At 69.1% G+C, this 14150-nt stretch carries 11 protein-coding genes; all 11 read right to left on the bottom strand.

Annotation, left to right across the window (positions count from 1 at the left end; genetic code table 11):
* Nucleotides 1-22 precede the first annotated feature (22 nt).
* A complete protein-coding gene (gene ileS / locus G528_RS0110560; RefSeq protein WP_051198686.1) occupies nt 23-3202 on the bottom strand; it encodes an isoleucine--tRNA ligase in 3180 nt (1059 codons plus the stop codon).
* Between the two features lie 354 nt (nt 3203-3556).
* Complete coding sequence (locus G528_RS17200) at nt 3557-4432, bottom strand: hypothetical protein (RefSeq protein ID WP_211220627.1); 876 nt, start codon at nt 4430-4432, stop codon at nt 3557-3559.
* 54 nt (nt 4433-4486) lie between these two features.
* Complete coding sequence (gene wag31 / locus G528_RS0110550; protein WP_026918934.1) at nt 4487-5272, bottom strand: DivIVA-like cell division protein Wag31; 786 nt, start codon at nt 5270-5272, stop codon at nt 4487-4489.
* A gap of 327 nt (nt 5273-5599) precedes the next feature.
* The gene (locus tag G528_RS0110545) at nt 5600-5899 is read right to left on the bottom strand and encodes a YggT family protein (RefSeq protein ID WP_026918933.1); all 300 of its coding nucleotides are present in this window, start codon (nt 5897-5899) and stop codon (nt 5600-5602) included.
* Nucleotides 5900-5999: 100 nt separating this feature from the next.
* Nucleotides 6000-6743 carry a cell division protein SepF gene (locus G528_RS0110540; protein WP_026918932.1) on the bottom strand — a complete coding sequence of 248 codons (744 nt, stop codon included), beginning with the start codon at nt 6741-6743 and terminating at the stop codon, nt 6000-6002.
* 192 nt (nt 6744-6935) lie between these two features.
* On the bottom strand, nt 6936-7682 hold the full coding sequence (pgeF, locus tag G528_RS0110535; RefSeq protein ID WP_026918931.1) for a peptidoglycan editing factor PgeF: 747 nt from the start codon (nt 7680-7682) through the stop codon (nt 6936-6938).
* Nucleotides 7683-7695: 13 nt separating this feature from the next.
* A complete protein-coding gene (gene ftsZ, locus G528_RS0110530; protein ID WP_026918930.1) occupies nt 7696-8868 on the bottom strand; it encodes a cell division protein FtsZ in 1173 nt (390 codons plus the stop codon).
* 193 nt (nt 8869-9061) lie between these two features.
* The gene (locus G528_RS0110525) at nt 9062-9748 is read right to left on the bottom strand and encodes a cell division protein FtsQ/DivIB (RefSeq protein ID WP_026918929.1); all 687 of its coding nucleotides are present in this window, start codon (nt 9746-9748) and stop codon (nt 9062-9064) included.
* Nucleotides 9745-11235 carry a UDP-N-acetylmuramate--L-alanine ligase gene (gene murC, locus G528_RS0110520; protein ID WP_026918928.1) on the bottom strand — a complete coding sequence of 497 codons (1491 nt, stop codon included), beginning with the start codon at nt 11233-11235 and terminating at the stop codon, nt 9745-9747. The genes G528_RS0110525 and murC overlap by 4 nt, the downstream gene beginning before the upstream one ends.
* The gene (gene murG / locus G528_RS0110515; protein WP_026918927.1) at nt 11232-12386 is read right to left on the bottom strand and encodes an undecaprenyldiphospho-muramoylpentapeptide beta-N-acetylglucosaminyltransferase; all 1155 of its coding nucleotides are present in this window, start codon (nt 12384-12386) and stop codon (nt 11232-11234) included. The genes murC and murG overlap by 4 nt, the downstream gene beginning before the upstream one ends.
* Entirely contained in the window at nt 12365-14146 is a 1782-nt protein-coding gene (gene ftsW / locus G528_RS17195) for a putative lipid II flippase FtsW (protein WP_084638154.1), read from the bottom strand. The genes murG and ftsW overlap by 22 nt, the downstream gene beginning before the upstream one ends.
* Nucleotides 14147-14150: the final 4 nt, after the last annotated feature.

Below are 14150 nucleotides of genomic sequence, written 5' to 3'. Positions count from 1 at the left end.
CGCTACCCCGCCCCGATCTCGGTCACACCGGCCTGACGTCGGCCGAGACGCCGTGGCTGAGCTCGACGGCTCCCGGCGCGCCGGTCGTCACCTCGAACTCGGTGGCGAGGATCTCACCGGCGATGAGGTCGGCGTGGGTCCGTGCCAGGTCCGCGCAGTCCTCGGGCACCACCAGCCGCACGGCGATCCGATCGCTGATCTGGAGTCCCAGGCTCCGGCGGGCGTCCTGCAGTTCGCGAATCCGGTCCTTGGCCCAGCCCTCGGCTTCGAGTTCGGGCGTCACGCTCGTGTCCAGGACGACCAGGCCGGATCCGCCGGGCATCTCGGCGGTCGAATCGGGGGCCGCAGCCACCAGTCGGCGGGAGAACTCCTCGCCCCTGAGCTCCACTCCGTCGGCGATCACGGTCTCCTCGCCGGTCTCGGCGTCCACCGCGAACTCCCAGTCTCCCGCCTTGACCGCCTTGATGACGCGCTGCACGTCCTTCCCGATGCGGGGGCCGGCCGCGCGGGCATTGACCGACACCTCCACCCGTCCGACAGCGTCGACGTCGTTGGACAGCCGGACGTCCTTGACGTTCATCTCCTCGGCGATCAGATCCGTGTAGGGCGCCATCTGCTCGGCCGTCGGCGACGCGACCGTCAGCGACGGCAGCGGCAACCGCACCCTGAGCTTGTTGGCCTTGCGCACGCTCGAGGCCACCGAGCAGACCGACTGCACCTGGTCCATCGCGTCGACCAGATCCGGATCCGACGGCAGGTCGCCGGACTCCGGCCAGTCCGTCAGATGGACCGAGCGCCCACCGGTCAGTCCCCGCCACATCGCCTCGGTCGCGAGGGGCAGCAGCGGTGCCGCCAGCCGTCCGGCCACCTCCAGCACGGTGTAGAGGGTGTCGAAGGCATCGGGGTCGGCGTCCTGGCCGGCCCAGAACCGCGCGCGGGAGCGGCGCACATACCAATTCGTCAGCGACTCGCAGAACTCACGGAACGACTCGCAGGCACCGGCGATGTCGTAGACGTCGAGCGCCTCGGTCATCTCGTCGCGCGTCACCGCCAGCTTCGCCAGGATGTACCGGTCCAGGATGTGCGGCGAGTCGGTTCGCCACGTCGCCGGACGCTCGGCGTACAGCTGGAGGAAGCTGTAGGCGTTCCACATCGGCAGCAGCGCCTGTCGCACGCCCTCGCGGATGCCGCGCTCGGTGACGACCAGGTTGCCGCCGCGCAGGATGGGGCTCGCCATGAGGAACCAGCGCATCGCGTCCGAGCCGTCACGGTCGAAGACCTCGTTGACGTCCGGATAGTTGCGCTTCGACTTGCTCATCTTCTGGCCGTCGTCGCCGAGCACGATCCCGTGGGCGGCGACGGTCTTGAACGCGGGTCGATCGAACAGCGCCGTCGCGAGAACGTGCAGGTTGTAGAACCAGCCGCGCGTCTGACCGTTGTACTCGACGATGAAGTCGCCGGGATTGTGGGCCGCGCCCGCACCCGGTCCGCCCTCGTCGCTCCCGTCGAACCACTCGACGTTCTCGAACGGATAGTGGACCTGCGCATAGGGCATGGATCCGGACTCGAACCAGCAGTCGAGCACCTCCGGTACGCGATGCATCGTCGACCGTCCGGTGGGATCGTCCGGGTTCGGCCTGGTCAGCTCGTCGATCGCGGGACGATGCAGGTTGTCCGGTCGCACTCCGAAGTCCCGTTCGATCTCGTCGAGGCTGCCGTAGACGTCCACGCGGGGATGGGCGGGGTCATCGGAGATCCACACCGGGATGGGTGCGCCCCAGTAGCGGTTGCGGCTGATGTTCCAGTCCTTCGCACCCTCGAGCCACTTGCCGAACTGTCCGTCGCGGATGTGCGACGGCGACCAGGTGATCTCCTCGTTCAGTTCGAGCATCCGCGCCTTGATCGGCTGGACGGCGACGAACCAGGACGGCACGGCCATGTAGATGAGCGGCTGCCCAGACCGCCACGAGTGCGGATACGAGTGCTCGATCGTCTCGTGCCGCAGGACCCGGCCGGCGGCCTTGAGATCCTTGATGATCGCGGGGTTCGCGTCGAAGACCATCTGCCCCTCGTACGGCGGGACCAGGTCCGTGAATCGTCCGCCCGGATCGAGCGGCTGGACCACCTCGATGCCGTTCGCCGCGGCGACCTCCATGTCCTCCTCGCCGAAGGCCGGGGCGAGATGGACGACGCCGGTACCGCTGTCGGTGGTGACGTAGTCGGCGGTCAGGACACGGAACCGACTGTCCGCGACCATCGCGTCGGTGTCGTGGGCGAAGAAGTCGAAGGGCGGCGTGTAGCGCAGTCCGGCGAGGTCGGCCCCGAGGTGCGTAGCCAGTGTCTCGGTGTCCCCGATCTCGGTGGCGTATGCGCCGACGAGTGCCGATGCGAGCAGGTATTCGGCGCCGTCCTCACCGCGGACGTGCGAGTACTCGACGTCCGGGTGCACGGCGATCGCGAGGTTGGACGGCAGGGTCCACGGTGTGGTGGTCCAGATCAGTGCGTCGACCCCGTCGAGTGAGGCCAGCGGCGAGTCCGCGGCCGCGCGGAGCGGCATGCGCACGGTGACCGCGGGATCCTGACGCATCCGGTAGGCGTCGTCGAGTTTGGACTCCTGATTGCTCAGCGGCGTCTGCTCGTACCACGAGTACGGGAGCACCCGGTACCCCTGATAGATCAGGCCCTTGTCGTACAGACGCTTGAACGCCCACATCACCGACTCCATGAAGTCGATGTCGAGCGTCTTGTAGTCGTTGTCGAAGTCGACCCAGCGGGCCTGGCGCGTCACATAGGCGCGCCACTCACCGGTATAGCGCAGCACCGAGTCGCGGCAGTACTCGTTGAAGGTGTCGACGCCCATCGCCTCGATCTGCGATTTGTCGGTGATGCCCAGCTGCCGTTCGGCTTCGAGTTCGGCGGGCAGGCCGTGGGTGTCCCAGCCGAATCGGCGTTCGACCTTCTTGCCGCGCATCGTCTGATACCGCGGGACGACGTCCTTGACGTATCCGGTGAGCAGGTGCCCGTAGTGCGGCAGCCCGTTGGCGAAAGGCGGGCCGTCGTAGAACACGAATTCCTCGGCACCCTCGCGGCGGTCGATCGACGCCCGGAACGTCCCATCGGAGTCCCAGTAGTCCAGGACCCGGCGCTCCACGTCGGGGAACGACGGCGCACCCCGCCCCGTGCCGTCGGTGAGATCCACCATCGGATAGACCCGGGCCTGATCGTTGCCCGGACCATCGTGGGTCTGCTCGCTCACGCATGCCTCCTCGTGCCTGGTCGGCGCCGACCGGTGTTGATCGGTGCGCCTTCACTGAACGGCACGGGGACGCGGAGCCGTGAACGGTCACGACGTCTGCGCGGTACCACCCCGCTTGCGGGCGCACGACGGCGACCGCCACTCTTTGCGCGGCTGTCTCGGGCCGCACCCGCCCGGTTCTACTGGGACGACGGCGGGCCGGCCGCGACGTCCGTTCTTCCAGGAGCTCCCCGGTGATGGCCGGTTCAACGCTTGAGGTGACTCGATCCTACTGCACGCCGCGTCGACCACGGCGCACGGTCACGGTGCCCGGTCGCCCTGATCGGGGCCGTCCCGACGGTCGTGTCCCCTGTCGTCGGCACGATCGGATTCGGAATGGTCGTAGACGAACTTCATCGCCGGCAACTGCGAGTCGGACTCCTGCACGACGATGGAGTCGTCCAGCCGCCGGCGGCCGACGTACGGCTCGGGCTGGGGCGCCTGCGGCTCGGGCGTCTGGGGTTCCGGCCTCTGGGGTTCCGGCCGCTGGGGCTGAGGCGCCTGAGACTGGTGCGCCTGCGGTTCGGACACCGCGAACCCGGTCGCCGGCGTCGCCGGCTCCACCGGTTCTCCACCGGGGACCGACCACGCCGGTGCCGTGAACGGACCCGAGCCCGCTGCCGGGGGCGTCTGGGCGGGGAACGAACCGGTCACCGAGCGGATGTAGTCGTTCGCATCGCCTTCGCGCTGCTGATCGTTCTCGTCCGGAACGGCGAACCCGCCCGACAGCGTGTCGGGCTTCTCCAGGCCGTCCGCATGCACCCGGTCGGCTTCGGGCGCCACCAGCGACCCCAATCCGGTCGGCGCCCCCGAATCCCCGTACTCGGGGTTCTCGTACTCGCGGTTCTCGTACTCGGGCTCCGTGCCGGTCGACGCGCCGCCGGCACCGTCGTCGGAGCCCTCGTCGAGCGGCTCCTCGCGCGTCGCGGACTCCCGACCTCGAATCGTGAACAGCGGTTCGGCCTCCACTCCCGCATGCCCACGCCGGTTGGCCCGAATCGTGTCGATGAGGAGCAGCACCAGGCCCACCGCACAGACCGCCACGCAGGCGATCGCCACCGCGAGTTTCGACATCACGAGCGCGACGACCAGGAGGGCGAAGCCCACAAGGGTCGCCAGAAGAGCAATACTCAGCATGGATGGACCCCTGTCGACTCGACGACGCTCAGCACGGACATCTGCGATCCCCGATCAGTTCTGAGCGTAGCCGCCCTCGGGAGCGTACGCACCACCCTGACCACCTTCGATCGGCGCGGCACTGCCGCGCTGCTGCAACTCCTCGAGCTGCGATTCGAGGTAGGTCTTGAGCCGGGTGCGGTACTCGCGCTCGAAGGTCTTGAGCTGCTCGATCCGCCCCTCCAGCACCGAACGCTGCTGGTTGATGGTGGTCATGATCTCGGTGTGCTTCTGCTCCGCATCACGCTGCAGGAAGTCGGCGCGCTCCTGCGCCTGACGAACCTGGGTCTCGGCTCGCGTCTGCGCATCCGCGAGCATCGCCTCGCTGCGCTGATGCGCGTCGGCCAGGGTGGCGTCGGCGGTCGACTGCGCCTCGGCGACGATCGAGTCGGAGCGCTGACGGGCGTCGAGCATCAGGTTCTCGGCGTCGGTCCGCGCCGTACCCGCCACGCGGTCCGCGGTGTCCTGCGCCATCGCCAGGATGCGGGCCGCACGCATGCTGGCCTCTTCGTCGTTGAGGCCGCCGGCCGGTGCCGCGGCGGGCTCCGGCTCCGGCGGTGCCGGCGGTGCCTGCTGCGCCGCGGCGAATGCCTGGGTGTGACTGCCCGCGCGCGCTTCCGACAGCTCGGTCTCGAGTTCGCCGACGCGCTGCTGCAGGTCCGCGTTCTCGTCGATCAGGCGTGCCAGCTCGGCTTCGACGAAGTCGAGGAACTGATCGACCTCGTCCTCGTTGTATCCGCGCTTGCCGATCGGCGGTTTGCTGAACGCGACGTTGTGCACATCAGCTGGTGTGAGCCGCATGTTCGCCTCTCCCCTAGATGAAAGTCCGTGTCTGTGTCAGTACACGTGGTAGTCGGTTGCAGTCAGGTGAGGAACGGTGCTCGCTGCCGCGAACATGTCGATCCCGCAATTGATCGCATTTCTATTAATACCAGTACCACTACGTAACTAGCGTGCCATCTTGTCACACCAGGACCAACCCGTGTTGCGCGGCCGCGTCCAGTTCGCAATCAAATCTCAGCCGAAATCAGATGCGGTGACTCACGGTGACCACACGGCGATCGCAGCGGGTCCGACGGCGCACACAGACCTCACCTGGGACGACCACCGGGTAATCGAAAAGGTGTTCTACGCGAGCTTGACGGCGAAAGTCCCGGCGACCTGCATCCCGATTGACAACACGATCAACACGATCAACAGCGAGAGGTCGAGCCGAACCGGCCCGAGGTTGAGCGGCGGGATGAGCCGTCGCAGCAATTTGATCGGCGGGTCGGTGATGATGAAGACGAGCTCGATCAGCACCACGGCGATGCCCGAGGGACGCCAGTCCCGGGCGAACGACTGCACCATCTCCACCACGAACCGGCTGATCACCAGGATCAGATAGCAGAACAGGGCGAGGTACAGGATCCAGAGGAATGCGCTCACCCCACCAGGGTGCCTGATGTCTCGGAAGAACGCCGCGCCGCCCCGGACTTCCGGGGCGGCGCGGGCGTCGAAGCGATGTCACACCTTGGGCGAAGCCTGGTCAGAGCTGGTTGTGGAAGCTGCTCTCGGCGATGCGCCGACGCTCCTCGGGGGTCACATCGACACCGGACGGCGACAGCAGGAACACCTTGGTCGCCACCTTGTCGAACGACCCGCGCAGCGCGAAGACGAGTCCCGCCGCGAAGTCCACGAGGCGCTTGGCCTCGTCGTTGCTCATATCGGCCAGGTCCATGATCACCGGGCTGCCGCCGCGGAAGCGCTCACCGATGGTGCGGGCCTCGGAGTAGTCCTTCGGCCGCAGCGTCGAGATCTTCGTCATGGAGGCCTCCGACAGCGGGTCGACATCGGCGTGCGGGTCCATCGCGACCGCGGTGGCGCCGCGGACCGTCGCATTGGCCGACCGGGTCAGCGGCTCCAGTCGCCGCGGCCGGTCCGGCCCGCCGCGCATCGCGGCCGGTCGCGCCTCGGGACCGAAACCCGGCTCGACGAAGCCCGCGCGGACGTCGCGCTCGCGGTAGCCGACGTCGGGACCGTAGGACGCCTCGGGACCGAAGGCGTAGGCCGGTTCGCGGTAGGGCGCGTCGACGAAGTCGGGCTCGCCGCGGTAGGGCTGCTCGTCGTAGAGCATCTCGTCACGCGTGGCGTGACTGCGGTACTTCTCCATGTAGGCCCGCTCGCGTGCGGACATCCCACGCGGCTCCTCCGGGTCGACGAGGTAGTCGTCCTCGAACTCACTCGGGGGCACCATGCCGAAATATGCCTTGAACTTCTGCATCGTCGTCATTGCGGGCCTTCCTCGGGGTGAAGTCTGTGTTGGATGGACTGTGACCGGCGCGTGAAACACCGGTGGTCCAGTGATTCTGTTGTGACCAGTGTGACTAAAGGAAAGACTATCGGCCCCGAGCGTCGATCCGGGGTTCCGACACGCCCGGGAATGCAGACGCCGATCGCGGACCGGATCGCGGCGAGCCGGTCGTCACTCGGAGCGACGAGCGGCGCCGGAGTCCATCCAGATCACCGAGGCGATCCGGCCGGTCGGCGCGCCGCGTCGATGGCTGAAGAGCGACGTGTCCTCGATCGTGCAGCGGGGGTCCTCGGCCACGGCCGCGACCCCCAGCGACAGGAGTTGTCGCCGGATGCCCGCACGCAGATCGAGTCCCGGCGTACCCGTCGTCGTCCGGCACGCACTCCCGGGCAGATGCCGCTCCACATCGGCCTGCATCGCAGCGGGCACCTCGTACCGTCCGCCGCTCGCCGCGGGCCCGAGGAACGCACCGATCCGCTCCGCACGCGCCCCCTGGGCCACCATCGCCTCGATCGCGACGGGGATGATCCCGGCGCGGGCCCCCACGCGGCCCGCGTGCACGGCACCGATGACACCCGCCTCGTCGTCACTGAGCAGAACGGGGACGCAGTCGGCGGTCAGAACCGCCAAGACCAGGTCGCCGCGCGCCGTGACCAGACCGTCCGTCGCGGGCACGGGTGTGTCGACCGGACCGTCCACGACCGTCACGGTGCGCGTGTGGAGTTGCTCCATCCACACGACCGACTCGGCCGCGACGCCGAGGTTCCCGGCGAGCCGGGCCCGGTTCGCCGCCACCGCGTCGGGATCGTCGCCGACGTGATCGGCGAGGTTGAACGATTCGTACGGCGCCGTGGAGACGCCGCCGGCGCGCGTGGTGACCGCGCGCCGGACCGTGAATCCCGGTGCACCCGGGGTCATCGCGAAACCGCCCCTACTTCATGAAGTCGGGCACGTCGACGTCATCGTCGTCGAGCCGGACGGAGTTGCGGCGCGGCGGCGTCGGCTCGCCGAACGGATTCCCCGATCGCTCTCGCGACGTGCCGAACAGCGGATCGGCGGTGTCGGCCGGGGAGACCTCGCCCGCCTCCGCCTTGGCGACGCCCGCATTGGTCGTCGCGGCGGTCGCCGAACGGCTCGACTCCGACCGTTTGGCCGGCGCGCCGCCGTCGAATCCCGCCGCGATCACCGTGACGCGGACCTCGTCGCCGAGGTTGTCGTCGATCACGGTGCCGAAGATGATGTTCGCGTCCTCGTGCGCCTCCTCCTGAACCTGCGATGCGGCGTCGTTGATCTCGAACAGACCGAGGTCACTGCCACCCGCGATGGAGATCAGGACGCCCCGGGCCCCCTCCATCGACGCCTCGAGCAACGGCGAGTTGATCGCCGACTCGGCGGCCTTGCGGGCACGCTCCTCACCGCGTGCGGCGCCGATGCCCATCAGGGCGCTGCCGGCATCGCTCATCACACCCTTGACGTCCGCGAAGTCGACGTTGATCAGTCCGGGCGTCGTGATGAGGTCGGTGATGCCCTGCACGCCGTTGAGGAGCACCTCGTCGGCGCTGCGGAACGCGTCCATGAGGGTCACCTGGGCATCGCCGAGATGCAGGAGGCGGTCGTTCGGAATCACGATGAGCGTGTCGCACGACTCGCGCAGCGCGGCGATGCCCGCCTCGGCCTGATCCTTGCGGCGATTGCCCTCGAAGGAGAAGGGCCGGGTCACGACACCGACGGTCAGCGCACCGAGCTTGCGGGCGATCGACGCGACGACGGGCGCGCCGCCCGTCCCGGTTCCGCCGCCCTCGCCGGCCGTGACGAAGACCATGTCGGCGCCCTTGAGCAGTTCCTCGATCTCGTCCTTGGCATCCTCGGCCGCCATGCGACCGACGTCGGGGTTGGCGCCCGCGCCCAGACCGCGCGTCGATTCCCGACCAATGTCGAGCTTCACGTCGGCGTCGGAGATCAGCAAGGCCTGCGCATCGGTGTTGATGGCGATGAACTCAACACCCTTCAGGCCCTGTTCGATCATCCGGTTGACCGCGTTGACGCCGCCGCCGCCGATGCCGACGACTTTGATGACGGCCAGGTAATTGTGGGGTGGCGTCATGATGCCTTCCTACGTCGAGACAAACCCTAAAGCTCAACCAAAGGGTTATAGTTATGTCAAGTACTGCTGTTGATGACGACGGTATTGATCCCGGCGTCGCGGGGCCAGGAGGCGCGCGGGCGTGTCGCGAAATCGCATCGCCGATCACACCCCGCCCCAGCCATTACGGCAGGACAGCGATCACGGCGGGCGGTCACTTCACCGATGCGAACTCGGGACTGGAGACGTTGTACTCCCTGCCCTTGATCGTCAACAGGTGGCGCAGCGCCTCGGCCTTCTCCTCAGACCGTTCCGCGCCGCCCCACACCGCCGTACGGCCGCTGCGGAGTACGAGTGTCACATCGGCGGGAGAATCGACTCGGACGGCCCGCACATTCGCGGCCAACCAGTCCGGCAGCTCCCGCACCACCGACAGTGCCGCCGCAGTCGGAGCGTCACGCGGCGACGGGTTGCCGGTCTCGAGCCGCGGCAGCCGTCGGAACTCCTTCGGCAGCGACTTCTCGGTGTCGAACGTCGCATACACCACGCCGAGCCGATCCATCACGCCGATGCGCCCCTCGTCGCGCTCCACCGTCACCACCGGCGTCCGCTCGGTCACCTCGATCGCGATCGTCGACGGATACGAGCGTGAGACGTCCACGGACTCCACGGCCGGCAGTTCCGCGACACGGTCGGCGATCTCCGCGGTGTCGACCTGCAGCAGCGGCCGCCCCGACGGCACCCGAGCGGCCCCGAGCACATCGTCGCGCGTGACGGCCACCGCTCCGGCGACGTCCACCGACCGCACCGACATCAACGGCGAATAGTAGGCGACCGCCGACAGTCCGCCGACGACCGCGATCAGGACGGCGACGAGGGCAGCGACTCGGACCCGACTCACGGCGACTCGCCCGGAGCTCCGGCCGCCACCGCCTCGACGATCGACGGCGCCTGCATGGTGATGTCGCCGGCCCCGATGGTGAGCACCAGGTCACCGCGAACGGCCACTCGTGCCACGGCGTCGGCGATCTGCGAGATGTCGGCGACGAAGGCCGCCGGAACCGTCACCGCATCGGCGACCAGCCTGCCGGTGACACCGGGTTGCGGCTGTTCACGAGCCCCGTAGACATCGGCGACGATCACCTCGTCCGCCAGGCTGAGAGCAGCGGCGAACTCCGCGGCGAACTCCGCGGTCCGCGAGTACAGATGCGGCTGAAAGACGGCGATCACTCGGCCCCGACGCGCCTCGACGACCTCGCGAGCCGCGGTGAGAACCGCTCGTACCTCGGTCGGATGATGCGCGTAGTCGTCGTAGACCTCGACCCCGGCCGCGCGGCCGCGCAGCTCGAATCGTCGATGCACACCGCCGAATCCTTCGATGCCCTCGGCGACGGTGTCGACGTCGCATCCGGTGCGGGCGCATCCGATCAGTGCGCCGAGCGCGTTGAGCGCCATGTGCCTGCCCGGCAGCGTCACCGCCAGCCGGCGCGTCCGCTCCTCCGCCACCAGCGGTGCGCGGAGCGTCACGGTCGCGACGCCTCCCGGCCCCCGCGGCACGACCTCCACGAGTTCGGCGACCAGCGGCACGTCCGGCGCGAGATCGCGGTGGGTGCCCGCGCCGTACCCGAGGACTGTCACCGACCTGTCCGCACAGCTCGCACCGACCCGTCCGCCGAGTGCGGCGGACCCGGGATCGTCGAGACACACCACCAGGGTCCCACCGGGGCGGATGAGCGCGGCGAACTGATCGAAGACCTCGACATACGCCGCCTCGCTGCCGAAGAAGTCGAGGTGATCGACCTCGATGTTGGTCACCACGACGACGTCCGGCGTGTATTGCAGCAGCGAGCCGTCGCTCTCATCGGCCTCGGCGACGAACACCGCACCGCTCCCGTGGTGCGCATTGGTACCCGACTCGTTCAGCTCGCCGCCGACCGCGAAGGAGGGATCGACACCGCAGTGCTGCAGCGCGACCACCGACATCGAGGTCGTCGACGTCTTTCCGTGGGTTCCGGAGACCAGCAGCGTCCGATATCCGACCATCAGGTCGGCGAGCAGCTCCGGCCGGTACAGAACCGGGATGCCGCGTCGCCGCGCCTCCACCAGTTCGGGGTTGTCGTCGGGTACGGCAGCCCGCGTGGTGACGACGACGGTCGGGCCGCCGTCGAGCTGGTCGAGCGACTCCGGGGCGTGGCCGATCCGGATCTTGGCGCCCCGCGTCCGCAGCGCCAGGACACCGCGCGAGTCCTTCGCGTCCGACCCGGACACCTCACCGCCGCGGGACAGCAGGATGCGGGCCAGACCCGACATGCCCGCGCCGCCGATGCCGACCAGGTGGACGCGTGCCAGCCGATCCGGCAGCGCCGCGGCGTCCACAGCGCCCGTCATCGACGGCCGCCCGCACCGGTCGCGGTCGCGACCTCGATCGCCGCGGTCGCGACCTCGGTCGCCGCGTCGCGGTGCCCGAGCGTCTCTCCGGCGCGGGTCATGGTCCGCAGTCGGGTGTCGTCGGCGAGCAGTTCGGGGATCTCGCGCGCCACCCATTCGTCCGTCACCACGTCGTCGTCGACGATGATCGCGGCGCCGGCGCGTTCGGCCGGCAGGGCGTTGAGCCGCTGTTCACCGTTCCCGTGCGGCAGCGGGACATACACCGCGGGCAGTCCCACGGCCGAGATCTCCGCGACGGTCATCGCCCCGGACCGGCACATCACCAGATCTGCGGCGGCGTAGGCCAGGTCCATCCGGTTGAGGTAGCTGACGCCGACGTACGGCGGGGCGTCCGGTGGCGACACGGGTTCGATGGAGTTCTTGGGGCCGTAGGCGTGCAGGACGCCGATGCCGGCCGCGCCGAGCGCCGTCGCCGCGGGGGCCACCGCTTCGTTGAGCCGCGCCGCGCCCTGCGAGCCGCCGAAGACCAGCAGTGTCGGCGCATCGGGGTCGAGACCGAAGTACTCCCGCGCCGCGCCCTTGAGGTCGGCGCGGTCGAGGTCGGTGATGCTGCTGCGGACCGGGATGCCGACGACCCGTGCGCCGTCGAGTCCGCAGTCGTCGACGGCCGCGAGCACCACGTCTGCCAGACGGGCGCCCACCTTGTTCGCGATCCCCGCGCTGGCGTTGGCCTCATGGAGCACCACCGGAAGACGGCGACTGCGGCGCAGGCGGCACCGTGCCGCCAGGTACGCGGGCAGCGCCACGTATCCCCCGAATCCGATCACGACGTCGGCGCCGACGTCGGCGAGGACCCGCCGCGTCGCCGCGACCGACCGCAGGACGCGCCACGGCGTCTTCGCCAGTTCGAGCCCGGGACGCCGCGGAAGCGGGACCGGCGGGATGAGCCGCAATTCGTATCCGCGGTCCGGAACCAGGGTGGTCTCCAGACCGCGCTCGGTCCCCAACGCGGTGACCCGGGCCTCGGGGGCGAGTTCCCGGACCGCATCGGCGACGGCCAGCGCCGGCTCGATGTGCCCGGCCGTGCCGCCCCCGGCGACGACCACGGACAAACCGCTTCCACTCGTACTCACCGGCGTCTGTCTTCCCATCTGCTTGCCGTCCCCCGCCGTCTGTCGTCTCGGGGGAGCCTGTCGTCTCGGAGTCCTGCGCGATTCCGACCGGGATGCGGCCCGGGAACGCTCCCCGACCGACCGGCCGCCAGGCGAGTCCGCCTAGCAGGATAGTGGATCTCGTCGGATGCGGACCGTCGCAGTCGTCGGTCTCCGGTCCTCGCCCGGCGCCGGTCTGCGGCCGACTCCGGTGCCGGACGTCGCACCGGGGCCGGACGACGCACGGGGGCTGGACGACGGGACGGGCCGCTGCGACGATCGCGGAACTTCTCCGGCTTCGGCAGCCGCAGGAGACGGGTGAGCCCCCGCGGTGCGGGTCCGTCGAGTGCGGCCACGGCCGCGGGCTCGTGTCGGGCCGCGTTCGCCAACAGACCCAACATGGTCAGCATCGTCAGCGCCGAGGTGCCGCCGTACGAGAGGATCGGCAGCTGGATGCCGGTGACCGGGAGCAGTCCGACGACGTATCCGATGTTGATGAAGGCCTGCAGCAGGAACAGCACGGTGATGGTGCCCGACAGCAACCGGAGGAACGGATCGGCCGATCGCCGGGCGATCCGCATGCCGACGTACCCGAGGAGGAGGTACAGGCCGAGGATGGTCAGCCCGCCGACCAGCCCGAGCTCCTCACCGATGACCGCGAAGATGAAGTCGTTGTGCGCGTTGGGCAGGTAGTTCCACTTGGCGGTGCCCTGACCCAGTCCCTTGCCGAGGAATCCCCCGTCCGCCAGTGCGAACATCGCCTGGTTCGTCTGGTAGTCGGCGCCGAGCGGATCGTCGGTCCGACCGAAGAAGCTCAGCACGCGGGCCGCACGGTACTGCCAGCCGAACGCCAACACCACGCCGAGCAGCACGAACAGCGCGATGAACGCGGCGAACACCCTCCCCGACAGTCCGGTGAACCACAGGAGGGTCGCCACGATCATGCCGAGGATCATCGTGGTCGACTGATTGGGTTCGATGATGACCAGGAACGCCACCACCACGGAGACGGGGACCAGGGGTACGAGCATCTCGACGATCGACGATCTGCGCGGATCACGGGTCGAGAGGACCGCCGCACCCCACAGGCAGAGCGCGAGTTTGGCCAGCTCCGAGGGCTGCAGCGTGAGTCCCCCGAAGGAGATCCAGCGCTGTGCGCCACCGCCTCCGACACCCACGCCGGGGATCATCACCAGCACGAGCAGGACGAACGAGACGACCAGCACCGGCATCGACGCCATGCGGACGGTGCGGACCGGCACCCGCATCGCGAGGTAGAAGAGGATCAGCCCCAGTCCGACGAACATCGCCTGGGTGGTGAACATGCCGTACGCCGAGCCGTCCTTGGCGTACCCCTCCACCGAGGATGCCGACAGGACCATCATCAGGCCGATCGCCACCAGGATCACGGTGATCGAGACGACGAGGTGAAACGAGGTCAGCGGGCGCCCCAGGAGGGTGCGGACGCCGCCGACGAGGAACGATGCCCCGGCTTTGACGTCGGCCGCCTTCGGGGGTCGCACATCGGTCAGTCGCGGACGGTCGGCGACACGCTCCGACGTCGGGGTGCGTCGCCGGGAACGGCGCCGTTCGGAGCGCGCATCCCCGTCACCGGTCGCTCCCTGCGGCCCGGTGTCGTCCGCGACAGCGTCGGTCTGGGTGGCGTCGGCCCGGGTGGAGTCGGGCTGGGTGGAGTCGGGCTGGGTCGCGGTCTCGTCGGCTGTGCCCTCGGCGTCCTCGGAGCCCTCGGAGTCACTCATCGTC

The sequence above is a fragment of the Gordonia shandongensis DSM 45094 genome (assembly GCF_000423025.1).
Classification (GTDB): Bacteria; Actinomycetota; Actinomycetes; order Mycobacteriales; family Mycobacteriaceae; genus Gordonia; species Gordonia shandongensis.
This window is presented reverse-complemented; position numbering and strand designations above follow the sequence as displayed.